This window comes from Rhizobium sp. RAF36 (genome assembly GCF_052114105.1).
GTDB lineage: Bacteria > Pseudomonadota > Alphaproteobacteria > Rhizobiales > Rhizobiaceae > Rhizobium.
In genome coordinates this window covers 43,038-64,242 of the sequence record NZ_JBFREC010000003.1, presented here as the reverse complement: position 1 = coordinate 64,242, position 21,205 = coordinate 43,038, and the positions used below count along the sequence as shown (strand labels likewise).

22 protein-coding genes and 4 pseudogenes are annotated in these 21,205 nt (G+C 56.4%); 4 read left to right on the top strand and 22 right to left on the bottom strand.

Annotated elements, in window-relative coordinates:
• Positions 1–28: 28 nt before the first annotated feature.
• Complete coding sequence (locus AB4Z25_RS11595) at positions 29–769, top strand: SDR family NAD(P)-dependent oxidoreductase (RefSeq protein ID WP_112444924.1); 741 nt, start codon at positions 29–31, stop codon at positions 767–769.
• A gap of 457 nt (positions 770–1,226) precedes the next feature.
• Here the strand turns inward: AB4Z25_RS11595 and AB4Z25_RS11590 are convergent, their stop codons facing one another.
• The 3 genes from AB4Z25_RS11590 to AB4Z25_RS11580 form a co-directional block, all read right to left on the bottom strand.
• Positions 1,227–1,649, bottom strand: coding sequence for a type II toxin-antitoxin system VapC family toxin (locus AB4Z25_RS11590; RefSeq protein WP_112444926.1), 423 nt, complete (start codon positions 1,647–1,649; stop codon positions 1,227–1,229).
• Positions 1,646–1,900 (bottom strand): type II toxin-antitoxin system Phd/YefM family antitoxin, encoded by a 255-nt coding sequence (locus AB4Z25_RS11585; RefSeq protein WP_112444963.1) that lies wholly within the window; start codon positions 1,898–1,900, stop codon positions 1,646–1,648. The genes AB4Z25_RS11590 and AB4Z25_RS11585 overlap by 4 nt, the downstream gene beginning before the upstream one ends.
• A 480-nt stretch (positions 1,901–2,380) precedes the next feature.
• The gene (locus tag AB4Z25_RS11580) at positions 2,381–2,515 is read right to left on the bottom strand and encodes a hypothetical protein (RefSeq protein ID WP_442208017.1); all 135 of its coding nucleotides are present in this window, start codon (positions 2,513–2,515) and stop codon (positions 2,381–2,383) included.
• 236 nt (positions 2,516–2,751) lie between these two features.
• On the opposite strand from AB4Z25_RS11580, the pseudogene AB4Z25_RS11575 reads away from it, so the two are divergent.
• Positions 2,752–2,796, top strand: a pseudogene (locus tag AB4Z25_RS11575) (hypothetical protein); the annotation flags it as partial.
• 77 nt (positions 2,797–2,873) lie between these two features.
• On the opposite strand, the pseudogene AB4Z25_RS11570 reads toward AB4Z25_RS11575, so the two are convergent.
• The 7 genes and pseudogenes from AB4Z25_RS11570 to AB4Z25_RS11540 all read right to left on the bottom strand — a co-directional run.
• Positions 2,874–3,053: pseudogene (locus AB4Z25_RS11570) on the bottom strand (putative quinol monooxygenase); the annotation flags it as partial.
• Between the two features lie 246 nt (positions 3,054–3,299).
• A complete protein-coding gene (gene vapC / locus AB4Z25_RS11565; protein WP_112444930.1) occupies positions 3,300–3,701 on the bottom strand; it encodes a type II toxin-antitoxin system tRNA(fMet)-specific endonuclease VapC in 402 nt (133 codons plus the stop codon).
• Positions 3,701–3,931: a type II toxin-antitoxin system VapB family antitoxin gene (gene vapB / locus AB4Z25_RS11560; RefSeq protein WP_037086583.1), complete on the bottom strand. Its 231-nt coding sequence runs from the start codon at positions 3,929–3,931 to the stop codon at positions 3,701–3,703. Before vapB ends, vapC begins: the two co-directional genes overlap by 1 nt.
• Before the next feature lie 102 nt (positions 3,932–4,033).
• Positions 4,034–4,453: pseudogene (locus AB4Z25_RS11555) on the bottom strand (GNAT family N-acetyltransferase); the annotation flags it as partial.
• On the bottom strand, positions 4,450–4,728 hold the full coding sequence (locus AB4Z25_RS11550; RefSeq protein WP_148194292.1) for a type II toxin-antitoxin system TacA family antitoxin: 279 nt from the start codon (positions 4,726–4,728) through the stop codon (positions 4,450–4,452). The pseudogene AB4Z25_RS11555 and the gene AB4Z25_RS11550, both read right to left, overlap by 4 nt.
• Before the next feature lie 1,140 nt (positions 4,729–5,868).
• The gene (locus tag AB4Z25_RS11545) at positions 5,869–6,270 is read right to left on the bottom strand and encodes an SEC-C metal-binding domain-containing protein (RefSeq protein WP_442208016.1); all 402 of its coding nucleotides are present in this window, start codon (positions 6,268–6,270) and stop codon (positions 5,869–5,871) included.
• A gap of 104 nt (positions 6,271–6,374) precedes the next feature.
• Entirely contained in the window at positions 6,375–7,073 is a 699-nt protein-coding gene (locus AB4Z25_RS11540) for a hypothetical protein (protein ID WP_112539127.1), read from the bottom strand.
• A gap of 32 nt (positions 7,074–7,105) precedes the next feature.
• On the opposite strand from AB4Z25_RS11540, the gene AB4Z25_RS11535 reads away from it, so the two are divergent.
• Positions 7,106–7,858, top strand: coding sequence for a hypothetical protein (locus AB4Z25_RS11535; RefSeq protein ID WP_112539126.1), 753 nt, complete (start codon positions 7,106–7,108; stop codon positions 7,856–7,858).
• Between the two features lie 499 nt (positions 7,859–8,357).
• On the opposite strand, the gene AB4Z25_RS11530 is transcribed toward AB4Z25_RS11535, so the two are convergent.
• The 11 genes and pseudogenes from AB4Z25_RS11530 to AB4Z25_RS11480 all read right to left on the bottom strand — a co-directional run.
• The gene (locus AB4Z25_RS11530) at positions 8,358–8,615 is read right to left on the bottom strand and encodes a hypothetical protein (protein ID WP_112445815.1); all 258 of its coding nucleotides are present in this window, start codon (positions 8,613–8,615) and stop codon (positions 8,358–8,360) included.
• A 124-nt stretch (positions 8,616–8,739) separates the two neighbouring features.
• Positions 8,740–9,597 carry a nucleotidyl transferase AbiEii/AbiGii toxin family protein gene (locus AB4Z25_RS11525; RefSeq protein ID WP_112518689.1) on the bottom strand — a complete coding sequence of 286 codons (858 nt, stop codon included), beginning with the start codon at positions 9,595–9,597 and terminating at the stop codon, positions 8,740–8,742.
• The gene (locus tag AB4Z25_RS11520) at positions 9,594–10,421 is read right to left on the bottom strand and encodes a type IV toxin-antitoxin system AbiEi family antitoxin (protein ID WP_112445819.1); all 828 of its coding nucleotides are present in this window, start codon (positions 10,419–10,421) and stop codon (positions 9,594–9,596) included. The genes AB4Z25_RS11525 and AB4Z25_RS11520 overlap by 4 nt, the downstream gene beginning before the upstream one ends.
• Before the next feature lie 217 nt (positions 10,422–10,638).
• Positions 10,639–11,469 carry a hypothetical protein gene (locus AB4Z25_RS11515; protein WP_442208015.1) on the bottom strand — a complete coding sequence of 277 codons (831 nt, stop codon included), beginning with the start codon at positions 11,467–11,469 and terminating at the stop codon, positions 10,639–10,641.
• Positions 11,470–12,183: 714 nt separating this feature from the next.
• On the bottom strand, positions 12,184–13,488 hold the full coding sequence (locus AB4Z25_RS11510; protein ID WP_112539125.1) for a hypothetical protein: 1,305 nt from the start codon (positions 13,486–13,488) through the stop codon (positions 12,184–12,186).
• On the bottom strand, positions 13,485–15,434 hold the full coding sequence (locus AB4Z25_RS11505) for a DUF3732 domain-containing protein (RefSeq protein ID WP_112539124.1): 1,950 nt from the start codon (positions 15,432–15,434) through the stop codon (positions 13,485–13,487). The genes AB4Z25_RS11510 and AB4Z25_RS11505 overlap by 4 nt, the downstream gene beginning before the upstream one ends.
• The gene (locus tag AB4Z25_RS11500) at positions 15,431–15,922 is read right to left on the bottom strand and encodes a three component ABC system middle component (RefSeq protein ID WP_112539123.1); all 492 of its coding nucleotides are present in this window, start codon (positions 15,920–15,922) and stop codon (positions 15,431–15,433) included. The genes AB4Z25_RS11505 and AB4Z25_RS11500 overlap by 4 nt, the downstream gene beginning before the upstream one ends.
• 8 nt (positions 15,923–15,930) lie before the next feature.
• Entirely contained in the window at positions 15,931–17,142 is a 1,212-nt protein-coding gene (locus AB4Z25_RS11495; protein WP_112539122.1) for an ABC-three component system protein, read from the bottom strand.
• A 171-nt stretch (positions 17,143–17,313) separates the two neighbouring features.
• Positions 17,314–17,748 (bottom strand): type II toxin-antitoxin system VapC family toxin, encoded by a 435-nt coding sequence (locus AB4Z25_RS11490; RefSeq protein WP_112539121.1) that lies wholly within the window; start codon positions 17,746–17,748, stop codon positions 17,314–17,316.
• Entirely contained in the window at positions 17,745–18,341 is a 597-nt protein-coding gene (locus AB4Z25_RS11485) for a DUF433 domain-containing protein (protein WP_112539120.1), read from the bottom strand. Before AB4Z25_RS11485 ends, AB4Z25_RS11490 begins: the two co-directional genes overlap by 4 nt.
• 115 nt (positions 18,342–18,456) lie before the next feature.
• Positions 18,457–19,707, bottom strand: a pseudogene (locus AB4Z25_RS11480) (HD domain-containing protein); the annotation flags it as partial.
• A gap of 188 nt (positions 19,708–19,895) precedes the next feature.
• Here AB4Z25_RS11480 and AB4Z25_RS11475 point away from each other — a divergent pair.
• The gene (locus AB4Z25_RS11475; RefSeq protein ID WP_112390175.1) at positions 19,896–20,144 is read left to right on the top strand and encodes a MarR family winged helix-turn-helix transcriptional regulator; all 249 of its coding nucleotides are present in this window, start codon (positions 19,896–19,898) and stop codon (positions 20,142–20,144) included.
• A 325-nt stretch (positions 20,145–20,469) separates the two neighbouring features.
• Here the strand turns inward: AB4Z25_RS11475 and AB4Z25_RS11470 are convergent, their stop codons facing one another.
• On the bottom strand, positions 20,470–21,204 hold the full coding sequence (locus AB4Z25_RS11470) for an SDR family oxidoreductase (RefSeq protein ID WP_112539118.1): 735 nt from the start codon (positions 21,202–21,204) through the stop codon (positions 20,470–20,472).
• Position 21,205: the final 1 nt, after the last annotated feature.

Genomic DNA, 21,205 nt, shown 5'->3' with positions numbered 1-21,205 from the left:
CTGACAATGAAGAAAGGAATCGAGGCAAATGATCGATTTGAGTGGAAAGCGCGCTTTGGTCACGGGCGGCTCGCGCGGCATCGGCGCGGCCATCGTTGAAGCGCTTGCGGAGAACGGTGCGGATGTGGCGTTCACCTATCAAAGTTCGAGCGAGAAGGCTTCGGCGGTTGCCCGCTCCGTTGAAAGCCGCGGCCGCCGCGCCGTCGCCATCCAGGCCGACAGCGCCGATCCGCAGGCGATCGCGCGGGCTGTCGAAGACGCCGTGGCCGCCCTCGGCGGGCTGGACATCCTCGTGAACAGCGCAGCGATCGGGCATTCGGGAAACATCGCTGATCTGAACCTGGATGAATATCAAACCCTCATGGACGTCAACGTTCGGGCGCCGGTGCTGTTTGCAAAGGCGGTCATCCCGCATTTGGGAAACGGCGGCCGCATCATCACGATCGGCTCGGCGCTCGGCGAGCGGGTGCCCTTCCCTGGTATAACTCCTTACGCCATGTCGAAGGCGGCGCTCACGTCCTTCACGCGCGGCCTTTCGCGTGAGCTTGGGCCGTCCGGCATCACTGTGAACCTGGTGCAGCCTGGGGCGACGGATACGGATGCCAATCCGGCCGACGGCACGGCAGCAGACTTCCAGCGAAGCCTGACGTCGCTGGGGCGCTACGGCGAGCCGAAGGAGATCGCAAACGCCGTTGTCTTCCTGGCAAGCTCCGCCGCGAGCGTCATTACGGGCGCGACTGTCACCGCGGATGGCGGCGCGATCGCCTGAGCCATCTTAATCCACGGACGGCCTGACGGACGGGCCGTCCCCTTTCGCTGTGCTCGGGAGGACCTAGGGAGCGCGTCCGACCTGGAGGTTGCAGACGCGCCATGGGGCGTTCATGCCGCATCAAGCGACAGAGCAAGCATATCACTGTTTACTGCTGACCCTGACGCTTTAAAGTCCGAAGTTGCATCGCATCAAGAATCTGAAATCAAAAGCCGAGGATATCGACACGCGATTGGTCGAGGCCTGGCCTCGCGACAACCGCATCGCCCGGCGGCGTTTCGAGCTGTTGTCACGCGCCTATGTCGAAGCCCGATATTCCGCAAGCTACGAGATCACCAAAGACGAGCTTCACTGGCTGACAGAGAGGGTGAAGGTTTTACAGGACCTCGTGGAGAGAATTTGCCGGGATCAGATGGATCAAACGAAGGACGGTTGGCGTCGTTCAATGTGTCGAAGCTCAAGCGCTCCATGGATCCACGAGGACAACGCCAGTGCTCTGAAAATCTTGAATATTGCGCGTCACAACTGCGAAACCGTGAACAAGCGCCGTCGCGGCAATGATCGCATCTGCCTCATTGCGGCGGTCCGGAATATGTAAGTGAGCACACCGCGTCGCAATGGCATCATCGACAGATATGACCCGCTCTGCAAACTCCGGGCGAACCCGACTGTCCATCCATTTCCGCAAGCGTGAACCCTGTACCCCATCTCGCCGCTGAATGCTGAGTATTCCCCGCTCAAGTTCCAGAATTGTTATCGCGGATAAAAAGAGGTCACGAGAGTCCTGCGCACTGATCCAGGCCGCCACATTCGGATCAGCTTTACCGTCGCCGACTTTGCGCAGTTCTGAAATGACATTAGTGTCGAGCAGATACTTCAAGAAAAATCGATCTCTCGAGTGGTGATGACCGCCCGTGGTAGATCAAACTCAATATTTGACAAGCCAGGCATCGAGAGCGCATCGACCAGGTTATGGCTCTTGCCGGTCAGGCGCTCGTAGTCGCCGAACGTCATTAAGACATGCGATGGTCTGCCTCGATCTGTAATGACAACCGGGCCGGCCTCAGCAGCCTTTTTCGCGCGGCTGACATCGTGATTCAATTCACGACTAGTTAGACTGATAGTGCCCAAAGCAACCTCCATGTAGGAACGTACCTACATATAAGGTCTCGCGGTCCAAGATGCAAGTCGTTTGAAGCCGCCCAAACGGTCACGGACGGTTGCTGCCACAAATGCTGGCAGCAAAGATCCTAACCGCGTATGGGAAGTGGCTTAGAGGCCCGCCGCTAACGTTCTATCGACAATCTTCAGCAGGTGCGCGGCGCGCGAGTGGCAATTACTTCGTACACTGAATTGAGAATTGGATACCTGGTTCAAATCAAAGGCGCTAGTCTCCCGGATGCAGTGCAGGCGTTCTCCGATGTTGAGGCGCCGAGCAAATCCTAGCACCGCAACAGGTCAGCGCGCGCCCAAACGGCAGCGGGCTGACCACGTTGAAACTCAGAAGGATCAGCTCGCCGATTGAGCAGAGTCGGACCACGGCCGGTTTTAGGCTATGGTGATCGTGAGCGTGGTATTCCCATCGTGGATCCGGGTTCCGCAATCGGATCCCTAGTTGGATCCGCCGGATGGATATCGAACGTAGGCGAACGACTTCGAGTCCGGCGACCAGAATGCCACGTTGATGCTGCCCTGCCCGCCGTTGAAGCTGTTGATGTCGGCGATGTTATCGCCTTCGGGGCTCATGGTCCTGATGATGACGTCCTTGAAGGCAGGATGACCCAGTGTGCCCTGGGGAAATGCAATGTAGGCGATGATTTCACCGTCTGGCGATGGGGGAACCAGTTGACGCGTTCGTCATGGGTGAGCTGCTGTACCTAAAGCCTTCCCGCCCTTTTCAGAGAGCTTGCGCGATTGATGGCGAGCTTCAAAGGTCTTACCGGCACCAGGCTCTGCCAGAATGAGGACGCGATTAAGGTTCTCCAAAGCTCGCCAATGTTGGAGAGTTCCGCCGGCTAACGGGTTGAGAAACACCCAATCCTCGCGCTGTGGTGCCGCGGAAAGAAACGGCTGACGGGGATGACTGTCTGATCTTTCATTTGCCATCGTCGAACGCATCGAAGATTGCAAACGAGCTCGGGCCTTCCTGCATCGCATACGAGGAAATCGTGCCCGGCTCCGCGTTGACGAGAGGTATGGCTGATCTCAGGAAATCGGCGACCTCCTGTTCCTTGCCGGGTTTTGCTTCAAGCGGAACGTAGAGCGCGAATTTGGTCACGGCCATCTCCATGGGCACCTGATCGCGCCGCAAACTACTATACCACGTTCAGCCGCCGGATGTTTCACGATCGGGCAAATAAAGAAATCCATAGGAAAGCTCGGGGTTGATCTAGGATGGTGAACCCCTCGGAAATAATTTGAAAATAAAGCTCACGGGATCGCGCTCCTGATGGGGATCCGGTCCGACAACCCGGTGGTTAAATGCTTACTGCAATTCGCGAGATCCGGCTATGTGATTAATTATTTGAAACTAAGTTGTCCAATCTTCCACTCGTAAGCCGGGCACGCGATCAAATTCCCGTCGATTATTGGTAACCATAATCAGTCCCCGCGAGCGGGCGTGTCCCGCAATCAATTGATCATATGGACCAATCGGAGTTCCGCTACGCGCCAGTTCAGCTCGCAGTTGACCGCTATGGCCTGCTGCCATTTCGTCGTACGGCAATACCTCGAGGCGCCCTACGAAGCCCTCCACAACGGAGAGGTTCTTTTCAGGACTGGCTGACTTTTCCGCTCCGTAAATCAATTCCATTAGGCAAACCGAGCTGATGCACAGCTGATCATGGGAACGATTGAATGCGTCTCGCACCTGCTGCGGTCGATTTTTGATCGTAAAGATGCAGATATTGGTATCGAGCATGTACTTCAGCATCAAAACGCCTCACGCTCCTGCAAAGCAGGTTGATCACGCTCGCTCATGAAGTCGGATGTCGCCTCCGCTCCTTCAAACCAGCTGTCCCAGATCTCACCAGCTGGTGCAATGATACGAGTGCGTCCCACCGCAACGATGTCGACACGCTTTACATCATCAGGCAAGGCAACCGCCTTTGGCAAACGGATCGCTTGGCTACGATTGCTCTGGAATACTGCACCCTGCTCCATCTGCACGTCTCCGAATTGCTTGATAACGACGTAATGTAAATAGCCTTCTTGCTGGGATATGTCAATGGGATATACAATTTAGGTTTGCCACACACATGCGAAGGCCTGCCTGCTGTCCTTCTCGGGATGTTTGTATTCAAGTCCCCCGCCCTCTCCTGCAAGTCGGAGGCAGCGGAGCGCTGCGGCGGCTAGGAGTTGGCCTCCCAGTCCCTGCCCGGCAACCGCGCGGTCGGTAGCCAGTCGTGCAAGCTTGAAGCCAGGCACGTCATGGCGGGCAAGACCGCGTGTCATTGCATCAGGCACAGTTGCACGCTCGACTGCCGAAGGCGCGATTGTATAGAACCCAAGAATGCGGTCGGATGCTGTATCATCGATAGCACAGAAGGTCTTCGAGGCGTTCTGCTCATGGCTTTGTTGGGCAAAGCGGAGCAGAAACTCGTTCATCTTAGCGTCGCCGCAATCGAACTCCTCCCGACGGTGAGACTTGGCAATCGGTTCCTCATGCCATGAAGGTAAAGTCATAGGCTGTCAGGCAAACCGGCGATTGCCGCGCGCAGCTTGGCGTTGGGTTTGGGCGGATTTTCCAGAAGCTCAAGAATGCGAAGATGATCGCGCTTTGACACTCTGATCGTTTCCGCTTCCTCGATAATAGCTTCTGCTTCTCTCAGTGCGGATTGGGTTACGAAATTCGTCAGATCGGTATTACGAAGTGCTGCGGCGCGCAGGAGCTTAGCCTTGGCCGTGGCAGGCACCCTCAAACTCATACGCTCACTATTCTCGTTCGCTATGCTCGGCATGTCGGCCTCCATCTATCAATGCAATATAGGCAAAATTCCTCTCGGCGTCACTTACGTGTGTCTTCAAAGCGCACAGGTCAGATGCCAGGGCTTCCATATCTTCACCGCTTGCCTCAGGGCTTGGCGGCAATTCGAGCGGCCCTGAAACTCTTCGCGGGGAGGGAGCAGAATTTCGGCGAGCTCTCGCTCGGCATGGTGCAGCAATGCATTCAAGACTAGCTCGATACGCAGCTCGGCTTTCCATGCTCCGGCGATGAGGGCGAGTATAGCTTCTACATCGACCGCTGCTATCCGCGCGTCGAGGATCGCCGCTCGTTCTTCCAGCGCTATATCTAGGCCGCGAAGCTAAGCAGCGCGCCTCGCGAAGAATAATCTGTTCCGTCTGGTCTGGACCACGAATTTCGACGGCCTCATGGCACGGGCGCTTGCGGAGACGCCGGTCAAGCTGTGCCTCTCGGATAAAGGAGGTCGGAAGGACTTTCCCCTTTCAATCTATTTTTCCTCCTGACCGCTACCAAATTCTACGATTGCCGCTGCGTCCAGGTCGGAGTTTGCATCCGTCCAATTCGGTTTGCAACTTCGTCCAATCCGGAACTTACAGCCGTCCATTTCGGAAATTCGGAGGGGATTCGCCAGCTACCGAGGAGAGTGAGCGGAGGCGTGTTGGAGTGGGCGTTCAAATCGTACGCCTTGAAGGGGTTTGAACCTTCGACCTGCAAATGCAGGTCACTTACCATTGATTTCATTTCTGATTAATCGTTGCTCGATCGTCGTTATCGGTCTGCAGGTCCAACCTTTCTCGAAACATCCGCAGTCTGGTGCCTGGCGGTAGGCTTGTCCAAGTCGGCGTGCTGGGACGCGACGACAACGCCATCATTCCTCTCGACCTCATTCTTCACAACCCCTGCGGCTTATCGGAACGGTCATAAAATCCAGAGCACGGCCGGAGAAAATAGCGATGATCCGCAGGTTCAAGGAACAAGTGCTGTCGAGGATTGGCCAACAGCTTACGCCGGTCATCGGAGCGGTATATCCGATTACGGCTAACTAGGACGCCCATCGCCGGATGGAGGCCGGCGGGTTATTTGGGAAGGTCGTTATAACCGGCTTGCATGAATGAGGCGCGGATAACTCCCCCAATCAATCGAGCTTTCCATGACAATGCTTGTATTTTTTCATTGAGCCACATGGGCAACGATCATTGCGGCCAACCTTAGGAAGCTTGATTTCTCGGTGCGGCATGGGGCTATCCCCGAGCATCAGTTTGTCAGCAAAGCGCCTTACCACATCTACTGGCGGGGCTTTCCATTGCGGCGGCGGGCCAAATCGACGAAGCTCCTTGATAATATTTTGCTGATCACTCAGTTCCTTCTTCTGCATCGGCATTAGACCGCCGGCATAGGGCGCAAGCTGCTGCATTTGCCGTTCAGCCTTATCGAACTCACCGCAATAGGCCAAAATCACCGCATAGTGGGAACGGACCGAGATCAAAAAGTCCGCCAGTTTCCACTGCTGAAGTTGCGGTAACAGGATTGTTTCCATGACCTGCTTTGCTCCGAGGAAATCGTTCCGCCCAACGAATTCATCAGCGAGGTCCTGCCCCACGCGGAACAAGGAATGCGGCGCTCGTGCTAATTCGTAAAACTTCAGAGCGTGGATTCGGGCAAATGCGCGACCGAGCCTGCCACATCATGTGCTTTTGCTAGAGCATCTAGAGAGTCTGCGAGATGCTTGATATCCTCGACGTTGGCGCCTTGCTTCACCATCTTAGCCAGTTGCGGCGAATTGTTGCCCATCACCTCGCGCGGTGTGAGACCAACAATCTCATAGTAATCCGCCACCAACCGGTCCAGCCTGCGAATGGCTGGCTCTGCGTCTCCCAATGCTGTTTCGGCTATAGCGACATTGTAAGAGAAGATGCGCTTGTGAGCTGCGGGCATTCCCTGCACGACTGGAGCCAATCGAGCAATCAATGCCGCTACGCTGCGGCGATTTCCCTCAGAAGCGAGAACAACCATCCGTTTCATTCCGACGCGAAGTTGTTCCTCGTTGCCGAGATGATGCTCGGCAATAAGGCCATCCATTTGATCGAGCCAAGCCAATGCGCGGTGGGATTTAAGCTTAATATCGGCAAAAGCCAGTGCATCCAGACCTTTCAACCGCTGATCTGCCGGAATTTCTGGGTTGGCAATGGCAGCTTCACGATAGCCGGCAATTTCCGGCCACACTCCGAGTTCATGAAACAATTTCTCGGTGCCCATTTCGACAAGAACATCAATTCGACCGACCTCGCCCGTGAGGCGCAGGAACAGGGAGAGCTTAGCGGGGCTCCAGTTCGTGAGCACACTTTCGTATATAGAAGGCCCTTACTCAGGAGGTGGCGCAGAGACAATGCAAACGTTTTCGGATCGGGTCCGCCTGCCTGCGCCACATACCGGGACGCCTCGTCGCGGGTGATGGGTGCATCACAAAAGCTGAGGCGATCGGCGACTGCAGCGACGACGTCTGGAAGACGATCGAAAACACGGCCAAGGATGATCTCCTGGACGACTTCCTTCGAATGGGTTGCACGAGCAAGATCGGCGACGAACTGTTTGACAGACCCGTCGTAATCGCTGATGGCAACCGAGAGAGCATTGAGGACAAAGAGAGGAAGGCCGCCGGTCAAATCGATCAGCAGCTGACAGTCGGCAGGATCTGCCCGACACCCCTCTTCATGAGCGGCCGACGCGACGATATCAGGCGACCATCCTCTAAGGTCCTGACGCTCAATGCCGAGCTTCGCCTCGATCGCGCCGATCTCGCCGTCAGGCCAAGCCAAGAGGACGAAACGAATTCCCGGGCAAGCTTGAATGACTCCAAGCAGATCGTCACTTTCCGGCCGGTGGGCATTATCAAGAGCGACGGTGACGACCCGCCCCTCTTGGTCGAGCCGGCGGGCAAGCAGTGGCAGGATTTCGCGGCCCGATGCACCAGGCAGGAAAATTTCGCCGAGAGCAGTGCCTTGCTGGAAGAGCCTACCAGCGATCTCTCGCGAGAGCGTGTTTGCCAATGCTGGCCCCGGCATGTCGGCGACATCGACGTAGACGAGAGCGCCTGGAAAGTGTTGGGCCGCTTGTGCGAGCCATGACGTTTTTCCGGCACCTGAATGCCCCACGATCAGGCGCGCATCAGCTGCCTCTGATAGCGATGGCTCTCCCTCTTGCACTCGGTAAGGCACGGGCGGAGCCGGTAGATCCTGTAGCTGCAACACCAGTTGCTCGAAAAGCTGAGGTAGATCCTCCGTCCGAAAAACATGGTCAAGGTCGCCCTTTTCTCCGGTCGCTGCCAACATCACCAAGCCGGACAGTTTCCAGATAAGTGTTTCGGGCGCCAGGGTCGCAAAAGGAAGAATGCCAGCGAGACGACATGTCGTCTCGACTGCTTCCAACAAGGTTGGATGGGGAGCGGGAAGTATTCTCCGCTCGGGATCGGCCGATGGCCAATCAACCCGGACGTCACGAGGCCAGTCGGCTGCAATGAGCTTTGCTTTGAGCGGCCCGTTTGGAGGTGCATTGCTTACAATTAGGAAACGCGCTGCACCGGCGCGCTCCCCGCCTTCGTGTGCAGACCGCAGTTGAGCGAAACGCTCAACTGCGCCGTTTGATGTCATCCCAAGCCAATGCGCCCTGTCGGTGCTTCACTTGGACATAGATTCGCTCGCCCTCGAGCTGGACCTCCACATCCTCATCCGTTTCGATTGAAACCGATGTCGCAGAAAGCGACGCGACGGACAGGAGACACTCCACGGCGAAGAGATGCTGAAAGAGATAGCCGCGATGCACGGCCTCGATCCGCGTGAGCTGTGTGGGATCAAGGATTGTGGCCTTCTTATCCTGTTGCGTCATCGCGGCGAAGTCGCCCCTTTTGTTTAACTGATGTCTGCCCCTAATGCCGCGATATTGTGGAGGCCGAGGTTGTCCAAGCGTAGCACGAAATCAGGTGCGACCCGTTGTAGCTTAGCTGGCAGAGCTAAAGTCTGAAACGCTCTTTCATCTCTGACGTACGTATCCATGGATCGCCGGCAATCTTAACGATCATCTCTTCAAACACCCGAACAAACGCATGTTTGGTGGCTTCTTCAGATAATTCTTCTGCCTGCTCAATCGGAAGCAGCGGCTTCATGTCGATCAATAGACGCGGGTTTGCCAGCTTCGCGAACATCCGCTCTTCTGCCTGAGCACGTGATATCGATTGGCCTGCTAACCCCAGATACTGGCCAAACAAAGCGGCGACGCGTTTCACATTCAGCCCGTCAAACGCCTCGAGCGCATGGGAAAGATCGTAGAGATCGCGGCCTTTGTCGCGTTGTAGAAGCGCCCGCAACTTCGTCGCCAACATCTCCTCGCGCGAGAAGGTCGGTATTTCTGCCTCGCCTGAGAACCATGGGTTGTCAACCCGTAGTGCCAGAGTCTGTGGGGGGTCAAAAGCTTCAATTTCGCGCGTGTTGATTTCAACTTTCAGCCGGATAGGCACGCCGCTGCCGTCTTCTGCTTCCACACGGAAACGAAACTTGGGAGCGACCGGGCTCTGATCAAAATTCGCTCGGCCGAGCCAGGGTTCGAGAACGACGCGCAATTGATCGAGGATCGGGCCTATCGGACCTGAAGATGTCCGCACGAGATCGATGTCTTCAGAGTAGCGAAGCGGCTTTGGGAAGTGGAGCTTGTTGAGAGCTGTGCCGCCGCGGAAACGCAGCTCGGTGCCAAGCATCTTGTCGTTGAAGATGTCGACTAGAGCCCGGCTGATAATGAGGTCTTGCTCCACTTGCCGCTGATCCGCCCAAGGAACAACGTTGCTCCAGGCAACAATATTCTGACTAGGAATCATTCGTCCACCTCAGGCGTGCGGCGGACAATCACTTGCCAACGATCATCCCTCTCCTGCGGCTCACGCGTGAAATCCGGGTCACGTATCTCTTGCCGATCGAGTTCGGTCCATGCTGGAGGGCCTCGGGCTATCAAGGCCGTATGCATCAAGCCTGTTCGATCAAGGTGGCCGAGCCGGTCCAGCAAATAACCGAGACGCTGCACGACCGGGCGCTCGGTCATATCGGAGAGGACCGCAAGTTGATCAGGTGAGATTTTCTCGCCGAGGTCCGCAAGGACGGTTGCAACATTGTCCAGCCCCCCCGAAGCCTGCGGATACCGGAGGAGATCAAGCGCAGTGAGTGCCGGCGACGATATCTTCATCGTTCCCGTATCTGTTTTGCGATTTTCGATTCCCGCTTCCACCCTCGCTATATCCTTGCGGAAATAGAAGACAATCAAATTGCGACCCGCCTTGATCTTCGGCATTCGCTTACCGGTAACAACCTGGAATTCCATGACGGCCTGGTGTGTCGCGCCATGAAGTTCTGCCGCTTTCAAAAGACCGACATAATAGGGCCGCTGTTCATGCCGCATCAGAGCGTCAATGTACCACGACGGAGGCGGCGAGCCCCAAGAGGCGAATTGTGGAGGCACGGCAACATAGAACCCCTGTCGCAACCTTATTAGCGCTTTACGGCGTTGCAGGCGTTCAGCCGCATCAAGAAATGCGCCGCGGTTTAACCCGAGCCCGTGCTCCGCTTCTTGAGCTGTAAATACCACTCTGCCAGCAGACAGCAGGCCGTTTATGTGAGATGACAAGGCGGATCGCTGATCGTGAATCATAGCGCATTATCCGCTCTTCATGCGGACATTTCAACATAGTTTTCTCGTGGAGCAGCAATCATGTTTGTTTATCCGCGTTACAAGCGGCTTTCCAAACATGATAAGTGAAACTGAACGAAACGGATTTCTATGTGTGTTGAAAAGCACGAAATCAACTGACTTGCTCGGAGACGAAGCGAGCTTGGGGGCGCTTTAGATGATGCCTTAAGATCCCCGATTACATGAAGAGCCGGTAGGGGTACACGTTCCTCGGCAAATCGGGGACATTCGCTATCGTACGGGCAAGACGCTGCGAATATCGGATGCTCACCGGAACAGGATCGTAGAGGGCATCGTTGTTCCAGTCCATCTTCGTCAACGCGAGCGCCTCATGAGCCGAGAGCTCCAATGATCCGCTGCCGGCGTGTCTGATCAGCTGGAGCGGCTTTGGAATGCTCTTCTTCCCCTGGTAATAGTCGCCTTTACTGGACACTTCAGGAGCGTTGCCAGCCACCCAGACAAGGGCTGACGTTCCGGATCTGATGACAACGGTCCCCCTCGGCACGGGATAGCCGGATGGCTGGGTCGGAGAGTTAGATCGTAGAGATTCAATAAGCCAAACCCCTCTCCAACAGGAGGCAGGGCTTACTTCGATACACTCGATTTCGGCTACACCAGCCAACGCATCAAAGGCACCATCGATTTCCGCCTGTTTGAAAGCTGTCGTCTTGTGGATCGCCAGGCGCTTGGGAAGAATGCCGCCATTCCGGCCTTGGTATAGCGCAAGGCTTCGAGCCAGAACCGCTCGCATGTCGTCGCGGCTAAGAAACGGGTTCCGCCGTGCCTCCGCGATATCCGCCACCGGGTCGTTCGCCTCGAACGCAACGAACTGCATTCCACCGCCATCCATGTCGAAGACTTGGGAGCAGCATGTGACATAGTGCGCATCGCGTTGATTGCCGCGCAGAGCATAGGCAAGACCGATATAGGCAGTGTCAGCGGGGACGCCCTTTAAAGGTGCAAGCTTCCACGGCGTTCCTGCTGCTTTGACGTAGAGCGCTATCGCCAATCGCCACGAGCGCGAGGCCGCGTGGGAGAATGAGAATACCCTGTCGTGCCGGGGTCGCGGCGGATACCGGCTTGTGGTCGGCTGTAGCAGCGGGCATGGGCATAACGTGCCGTGTCCCGCTCGGCACTCATAAGGCGTGGTTTGCTATCGGGACGAGCGCCTGCCTGCGTTGGCAGCGATTGATCTCGTACTGCGATCCTCCAGGATTGCAAGTTCCATAGCGCGTGATCTCGAAGCACATTTGAGGAGGCAATCGAGGTTCCTAGGTCTTGAAAGGAGTCGAACCGTCGACCCCGTCATTTGGCCGATAGGTTCGCGCTGAATTTCCGTATAGGGGCAGCTACTTTCCGTCGGGAATGGCTGATATGGGCCGGCAGCGGTTCGACCGCTTCTAGGACCCGAATTGCGATAAGTGACGTTCACCAGCAAATCGGCAAAAGACAGCTCCCGACCGCATTGCGGTCGTTACAGACGCGTTGACAGGCACCTGAAACCCGACATTCATTCTCGCCGAGCGATCAAACGCCTCGTCCACCTGTAGCAGCTTCCCAAGCGGCTCCTGTCACGGCATGAGCTCGTACAACAAGTACAATGTCGCAAGACTTTATGGCAGGATGTTCGATTACAATTCTGAAAACTCAGAGTGCCGCGTCGTTCGGCAGCGGAAGCGCTGATGCGAGACAGTAGAGTGCCCATGAGGCTACCGATTTAGTCTCACGAAGAAAGCAGTCCATTCAAATACGTCTCGCGATCAATGTTCGCGGCTTGGCTTGACGCAAGATCGACCAACGCCAAGACAACCGAGCGGGCTAGCCGGCGTGCGCGACGTCGGTCTTCACTCGATATTGGCGCCATCGATCGGCCATGAACATAAGCGCTCCTAAGATCGAACAACGATTCATATTCGCCACCGGATTTCGGATCGGCTAGCAGGTTTTGCACTCTCGTCCGCATCACCTCCGTTACCTTCATCGCCTTGCGGGGATCGGTTTTTGGCTTTTTCCCATAGTCGGAGTGCAGACCCAATGCCGCTTCAATGACCGTGAGATGGGCGATAAACTCATCAATTCCTGCGGAGTGGAACGCCCTGATCAAGAAGTGCCGAACAGGAGTTTCGAACAAGGTGGTCGTCAAAGCGCGCTCTAACCTGCCCCAACGTTCCTCGCTAACGAAGTCTGCAAGAATTTCGGCCTCATTCTCCAGACGGAACTGCGCTGGTTCCTCAACCTCGACCTGATCCCCATAGGCGTCGGTATAAGACTGTGGAAGCCAGGTCAGATTTTGGTCTTGTGGCGGCGTTTTAAGTCGTACGCATAAATCCCCATGACGCGAAAAAATCCACGGCAACCGGAAACCTCGCCAATCCATCTGGTAATACACGGACCATTCCTCCCATGGCGCCAATAGCAGCAGCATCAGGGCCCGCTCGACTACCTTTGGGAAATGATCCTCGTGCGCGACAATCGCTCCCAGATCCTCGTGGATACGGTAGAAATCCGGCATGGTGCGTTGGCCGGGCTCGACCGAAATCGGAACTTCCTCCTCGACGACAAGCCAATGAAACTGAGACAACCGTTTCCAGTCGATGGCGATCGTCGGAAATAAACGAGCAAGCCGTGGCGCGTCGGCGAACGTCTGCAATTCGATTGCGGTGAACTTGCCGATCTGGTTGCTGCCAAACCGCACCCGCGGGATATTGTCGGCCCAATCAAGCGGGCATAAATGGACAATTTTGTCTGTTTTCGAAGTGAGTGTTGAATGCAGGAGCTGGGCGGCATCTTCAGATGGGAGTGCGAGCTCGGGGCGCTCCCTTAGAAGCATGGGACATCCGACCGACCTCAGTATTTCCCAAAGGGCAGTCGTAAACCAGAACAGATCCCTGACGGAATATTGGCGAACGCATGCCTCCTTGAGCGCCAAGAATTCGGGAGTCCGGTAGCTATTTTCTGGATCTGGAAAGCGCCGCTTCCAGAGGTTTGCCATTGCGGCTGTGATTTCGTCCGTAGGCTTGACGGTCATGGGTCGTCTTTTTGTGCCGTCCATGACGGTGGGACAAGTTTGATCCCATCGCGCCAACGCTCGGCAATCACCGCGCGGAACCAGTCGTCAAGGAGCTCGACATGGTCGGCGACTATAATCTGCATGTTTTGATCGGGCTTTGCGCAATAGTCGTGGAGAACGCGATAAAGACGCGCCACCGCGATCTGGTCCTCGTCCTCTGTCCCGGAGATTTGTCCAAGATCCCGTTCCGGTGGATAGTGCGCCTGGGATGGCTGATCTAGCATGAGGAATGACGGCACCGGCCGTGACCGGGCGCGGAATAACCGATGCAAGGCCAGATGAGCTGCGACGTGATATCCGACCCAGTTCTCGCCACTGCCGATTTGTGCAAGTGGCAATGGCCCGTCGATCGTGTCTGCCACGACTGTGAGGTTGCGCAGGTCGATGCGGAGCGAATTTTCGCCGTGCTCAAGGCGCAAGGCTGTGGCGAAGGTCGTCAGATCCTTGCCGATCACGCTGATCGCGCTGCTGACGCGTTCGTTCAACGCCTCTTGGTCCAGCTCAGCGCTCAGGGCGTCCACCTCGGCGCGCACTCTCGCTACTCGCAGGCGCAGGCCGTTGTCGTCCGAAACGATGCGGACGTTGTCGAGATAGTAGCTGATGCGTCCTGCGACGCGCGCCTGCTCAGTGAACTGATCCTGCTCGATCCTAAGGCGCTCGTTGTCAGCGATGCGGGTGGTAATGTCGGTCTGAACCGTTTCCAGCTCGACTTCGCGCGCAGTGCGCAATGTCTCCAGTTCGGTGATGCGGACCTGAACTCTCGGGCTATCTTTCCGCACCGACCGCAGTTGCAGGTCCAGGCCGGAGAGCGATTGGCGCATGTCATCGACGGTGGGGACAGACGTCTTCAAATGGCTCTCGCATAGGGGGCACGTATCGTGTGAACCATCCGCGGTGACCAGGAGCTCGATGGAAGCCAGTCGCACGCGTTGCTCATCGGCCTCTTTTTCGAACTCGGATGCGTCGCGCATCAGTCGGTTAAGCTGCTTCGCCTCCTCTCTGATATCCTGAAGCTCAGATCGCAGCACCCGACGCCGGTCCTCAAGGTCGGCGAGATCCGCTTCCGGATTTGCGAGAGTGGCATAGGAGAGCGTCCTTGGCACGGCGGCCTGCTGCAGCAGTTCGCGCGCTGTATCCGGCGTTTCCGCAAATGCATTGACGTCCAGCAGGCCAACGCGTCGGGCTTCCGCGACAAGCGCGAGCGCCGTTCCGGATGCCTCGTTTGCAAGTGCCCGGGCTTCGGTGAGTTCACGTTCGAGTTTTCGCAAACGGAAGCGCGCGTCGTCGAGCCGCTTCTTCTTGAGGAAATAGTCCTCCCCCATGGCGCCAAGGAAATACGGGAACGTATCTCGAATGGCCTGAGCGATCCCGGTCTCGCCCTGTCGATGAAACAGCAGGCGTCGGCTGGCAATTTCATCCTGGGCCTGCAATGAATAGAAGATCGCCTGCCCGGACGAAGCCTCAACCTGACGCCTCGCTCCCGTTGGCTCAGGATCGTAAAGGTTCTCGGCAATTCCCAGGATGCCGCTCATTTTGCTTCTGAGCGCTGCCGCCGTCATGTTCTTGATGAATCCCGCTGGCGTTTCGGGAAAAGCTTCGACATTGCGTTCAAAATAGATTTCGTCGCCGTCACTGCCGGATGGGCCAGGATTATGCCGGGCGACAAGGATGCCTTCGCCGGCCCGATCGAACAGGACCGCGAACCAGCTGACGCCATTTCTGATCTCGCCGCGGGGAACCGTGCAGTCGTCACGGCCCCAGCAGAAATCCACGATGTCCAGAAGTGCTGACTTGCCGGTCTTCGATGCACCCGTCACTACATTGAGTGAGTTAAGTTTGAACTTCGTCTCACGTTTTTCGCCCGACCTCGAGTAGATCGCGATACCTCGTACTTGAATGGTCAAAGCGTTACCCCCATCGCCTGGAGAACAGGAGCGACTGCAGGCTGGGATGCAAACCAGCGGCCAACCAAGCCAGCACGTCTTCTGATCTCGTCGATTTCCGGTGTTGTATGTTTGGGTTTTGCAGGCAGGCGCATCGGGTTTGGTCCAAGGGAAATACCATCTCGGGTGACTTGCAAGGCTTGGAGCTGCGTAAGAAATAGAAGCGCTTCACGGGTTACTGGTCTTAAGGCTAATACCCGCTCCGGAACCCCCACAAGGATGTCTTGCTGACTTGCACACCAGGACTCGAATGTGGTGCTGGCCTTGCTTGGCAAAACCCTGCGCGTGCCCGGATGGAGCACAAGCGGAAGAATTAGAAAGGTCAGAGCTAGTGGAATCGGTGTGCCCCTGGTCGCAGTGTAATCACGGGCGCTGCGGCTGATGACCTCACCACAGAACGCCGGATTGAAATGAGCGGCCTCCTCGGCCGGCCGCTCGGACCATGCCATCTCTCGGCTCACTTGCCGCCCTTCCCGTTGCAAAGTTTCCGAAATTCGCGATGCCATCCCACGCGCAGCGCGTTTGCGAGCATATGGTATGACCCGACGTTCAGGGATTTTGACGTGAGCGTGCGCAGCGGGAAACGCGCTTCCATCTCCACCCAATCGTAGATGTCACGCCCGCCTGTCGATAGGCGAGGATCCTCTCCGTCCACCTCGGAGGTGTCGTCACACATTGCCGCATAGCGCGGTTCCCACTCTTCCACCAGAACGCGCTCGAATTTCTCTAATTCCTCATCCAGAACGACATGCTCGCGTGTCCACTTTGATCGTTGGACAAAGGCACGGTAAAAGTCGCGTTTCGCATAGCCAATGCGGTTGCCGCCAACGCCGATTATCTGCAGCTGCCGGACGAACACGAAGGCATCATATTGATCCGACTCCTCGGCCGACGGCTCGACTTGGTCGAATTCGGCAACAAGAGCGTCACGCTTTAGGGCATCGCGGATGTCGTCCAGTTTTGCCTCGATGAGCCCGAGCGGGATGGACTGGACGGTACTGGCTGACAACGCAGCGCAAATTCGTGGCCACCACCACCCCTCCAGCATTTCCCTGGCAAGTCTGGCTTTGCCCGGAGGGGCGACAAGCCGCAGCGCGCGTTCCAGCTCTATCTCGATATCGGCCACGATCGGCTGCTGATCGACGATCTCCAGAGCGCTCAGGAGAGATGCGCGCATCCGCTCCGGCAGTGCAAGAAACGCAACAAAGGCTTGCTTGAGCCCTTCATTCTGAGACTGCGAGGCCGCCCTGGACAATATCTCTGCGGCGGCCTTTGGATCCCGGCCGTTATGGCGTCCCTCGGTGGGCGCACGCAGGAAAGACGCTGCAGACCCTTCTGGAATACTCCCTGTCGTGACCAGCACCAGCTTGACGCGTGACGGAAGTGAAGGATCAGCGCTTGCCAGCCCTGACCAAATTCTCAACGTCTTCCAGATGTCGGGGCTTGTGTCAGATAGACTGCCCACCCGGCTGATATGATGCTTTGCCTGGAGAAGCTGCTTGGGCTCTCCTTCTTGCTCGAAGGAAATATCATCAAGCTTCTCAATCGCGACTTCGAGCTCCGACCCAGCATTAAGATGCGGAATGCACAGAAGAAGCGCGAGCCTCGCCTGATACAAGTATCCGGCGGCCGCCGGCGCCGCACTGAACTTGTCGGACTGCCCACTCACGCATTGTCTCCCTACCAATCTCAAGTAATGGCATGAATTTGCAACCGCACAAGTATAACGCGTGCAGCGCCAACAGTTTTCCCCTGTCTTCTTGGCATTTGAATTGTTTCCTCAGCTGACGGTCAGGTTGTTGGTCAAGGCCAACTTGGCATAGATCATGTTCCAGCCAGTTCACACACGAGGAATAAGTTTCGCAGGAGATTTGAAGGGATTCAGAATTGTTACCTCACGTTCCGCGAAGTCCTTTTCGTTTCTGGTGACGACGACAAGATTGTGAACCTTTGCAGTCGCAGCCAAGCCCACATCATCGATGTTTTTGTCACTGCGGCCGAGGTGAGTTCCCCAGACGACCGCGATACGTCCGTCGATAGAGATGATCCGATCATCGTAGGCGGCAAATATCCGCTTCGCCGACTCGGCAAGTCTATTTGCAAGCCCCTCATCGGATGCGCGCTTTTTCTCAATGCCCTTGGATATTTCACGCACAGAGATAACGCTGATGGCAAGATCGATATCATCGACCTTTGAAAGCCAGGCTTCGACGTTCTCATGAGGCGTCGGTCGGCTGAGTTCCTTCAGCACGTTTGTGTCAAGCAGGTATTTCAATCTAGGTCATCCAACGCGCTAAGATCAGCGTTGCGCATTGCGGCTTTCGCGGTTTGCTTTGGGTACGGTCGGCCTGCCTTTGGATGTGCCTCTGCGAAAAACTTTGCGGCGGTGATCTGAGACTCGGTGAGCTTAGGATAGTCCTGCAGGATCTGGCGGATCGAGGCGCCGGCGTCGAGAAGCGCTGCAATCCGATGGGCTTCGATTTTGGTACCCCTGATCAACGGATCCTTCCCCGACGCGTCGATCTGCGCGTTCAGCCTATCAAGTTCTTTTACTTTCTTTTCGATGTCACGAACGTGGCCGGAAATGTCGTATCGATGATTCCCAAATGTCACGAGTTTCTCGTGTCGGCCGTTCATGGTCGATTTCAGGGCATGGTAAAGTTCCGACTGAATTTTCGGCGTGAATGCCTGTTTCAGCTCGTCATAAGCATGCAGAAACACTAGGTCGGCAGTACCGAACTGTCGGATCCTCCGTCCTCCTCTCTTTACCATATCGGGCTTCACCGGCGACCGCTCAACAACCTTTTTAAAGTTATCGAGAGGTTCTCCGAGAACGAAGGCCGCCTGCGCCGTTGTCAAAGTTTCCATTCTAACCTCGCTAATTCAGCCCCTAGTATAGGGCCGAATTAGCTAGTTTTCAAGGTGTGGTGAGGGGATGCGCTGCCTCGAATTAAATTGCCAATCTTCAAATGCAGCCCGACTTCTAGCTTTCCATTTCCGTCAAACGCGCAGTGACGAGATCTCGGATGGATCTTTTTAGCGCGTCCACGCGCTCGAATTTGCGATCGTCGTAATAGATCCTATGGATTTTGAAGGATGCTGCGCTTGCGACAATCGGTGAGATGGAAGCAATGTCGAGAACCTGTCCTTCGACGCCGACGTTGATCTGTTGCGGATGGCCACCGCGGATACCCTTCGGTTTATAGATCTGGCGGCCTGCATTGTCATAGTAGCAGTCACTGCTCCAGATTGCAGGATCTTCCTGGATCTCTTTCGCTACCGCGTCACAAATGGCGCCGATGCGCTCTACGCGCTCGGGCGCCGCAAGGTCCAATTTGGTCGATCGCAGCGCCGTGACTTCGTCGGCAATTTTCCAGACATCTATCATCGGGAAAATGTTGCGATCAGAAATTCGGGTGGCTACATCGCTTACCGACGGATCCGGCGCTTCCCGGAACTGATAGAGTGAGCCCCAGAACAGCGTGTCGTCGAGGAGACGGGCGTTCTCTAGGTTTCCCGGATTTCGGAAAAACCTCACAAGCGGGTGGTCTTCGGTCAATCCAGCACTTGAGATATCACCAGCAGCGATGAGTTCGAACACCCTGCTCAGCAGTAATGCGAACATGTACTCGAGCCCCCTGGTCTTCTTATGAAGATAAATGGTGGGGTAGAGTTGGAAGAGGGTTACTGTGAACTGCTCAAGGGAAATGTAAGCCTTGCTGTCGACGTAAAGAAAACGGGCGTTTCCATTTTCCCCAACTCTGAAATTCCGTAACAGCCAATCCAGGTCTATGCCACCTGAGGAAACGCCGGCAAAGTAAGCGTCGCGTTTTGCGTAATCGAGCCTGTCGGCATCGAGCTGGCTTGAAACGACGGATGTGTAAATGCAGTTTTCATCCGTTTTCTTGATGATGTCCCGGACCATCGAGGGGAATTGCTGACCCCCAAATTTGGTCAACGCCTCGCTCACCGACGAGTCCATGATGATTTTCTGTCCGACTTTCTCATGATCGACCGCCGCCTGAAACGCGATAGCGGAATCGCCTTCAAGCTGATTGCGGGAGAGGAAGAAGTCCATCGCTGTTTCGAAGGCGTGGCTGAACATGTCGTGGCCGACGTCATGCAAAAGGGCCGCCGCAAGGCTCGCCTCGGCTTTTGGAGACCAATTCCCTGCTGCTCCATCAGGCTCAATGACCGCAAGCATCCGCTTTGCGATTTTGTAGACCCCCAGTGAGTGAGCGAACCGCGAATGACCGTCTCGACCAAATCGGTTTCCTTCATCTCCAGTGAGATGCCTCCGCCAAGGCGCGCGCGTGCAAGATCCATGATGTTATCGACGAGACCGGTCATCCTGGAGATGCTGGCCTTCATCAGGTTCAGGAATAACGGACGGCCGAGCGGCTCGACGTCGAACGCACGGCGATGGGGAAGATGGTCGGCACGCTGGAGAGGGACGGTTTCGTGACGATGAAGCCGTCGCCCACCGATGGCCGCTATCGGATCATCAAGCTGACCCGCGAGGGCGATGCCCTGCATGACAAGGCATCGCCTCTCTGGAACGCAGCGCAACAGGAGTTCGCGAAGCTAAACGGTGCAGCGGGCGTCGCCACCCTTAGGAAAGCACTCGACTCGATCGTCGTTGAGGACGGCCTGGAGCGTCCGGGCACTTGATGGTCTGCGACGACGGCGCACGGAGCGATTGTGAGCCCCTGCCCTGCCTGAAGATATAAATTTTTGCGTTTCCTCTTGAAAGGATTTGAAAACAGCGACCCCATTAGCTGAACGGCGCTAGGGTGCTGACATGCAGCGGCGGACATGATGTTGGCGATGACAGCGAAACGCTCAGAGTATGCGTGAACGGTGATCGATGAGGCTCGACCGCTCTCATCAACGTTCGTCCGGTGCCATCGACCACCTAATTTACAAGCTTGAGAGCAAATCGACGCCGCAGGCCGCAATTTCCAACCTGCGACGCCGCCGACACATCTACTACCGATTAGACTTGCGCCAGACCTCCATCGACGAAGACTTCGCCGCCAGTCATGAAGCTTGAATCCGAAGATGCGAGAAACGCAGCCACCGCTCCGGTCTCGGAGGGCTCGCCCATGCGCCCGAGCACTGTCGTAGCCCCGATTGCGTTCATCCCTTCATCACCTAAGACTTCCAATGCCAACTCTGTTGTGATCGGCCCCGGCGACATGACGTTGACGCGGATGCCTGTGCCGCGTAAGTCCAGCGCCCAGCCGCGTGCGAGGTTTCGGACCGCCGCCTTCGTTGCGCTGTAGATGCTGAAGGCCGGCGTCCCCATCACCCCCGTGCTTGAACCCGTCAAGATGATCGACGCCCCCTCCGACATCAGCGGCAGGGCCTTCTGCACCGTGAACACCGTGCCCTTCACGTTGAGATCGAAGATCTGGTCGTAGTGCTCAGGCGTAATTCCGCCGAGCGGCGCGAACGACCCGGTCCCGGCATTGGCGAGGAGAACATCCAGCCCGCCGCGCTCGCTCTTGACCGTCTCATACAGCCGGTTGAGGTCGGAAAGGTCGGTCACTGACCCTTGGACGGCGCGTGCCGAGGACCCGAGTTGCGCTACGGCGGTGTCGAGTGTTTCCTGGCGGCGGCCGAATATGTAGACAAAAGCGCCCTCTTCGATGAACCGCTTGGCGGCTCCGAAACCGATGCCGCTTCCGCCGCCCGTTATCACTGCCGTCTTACCCTGTAGTCTGTTCATG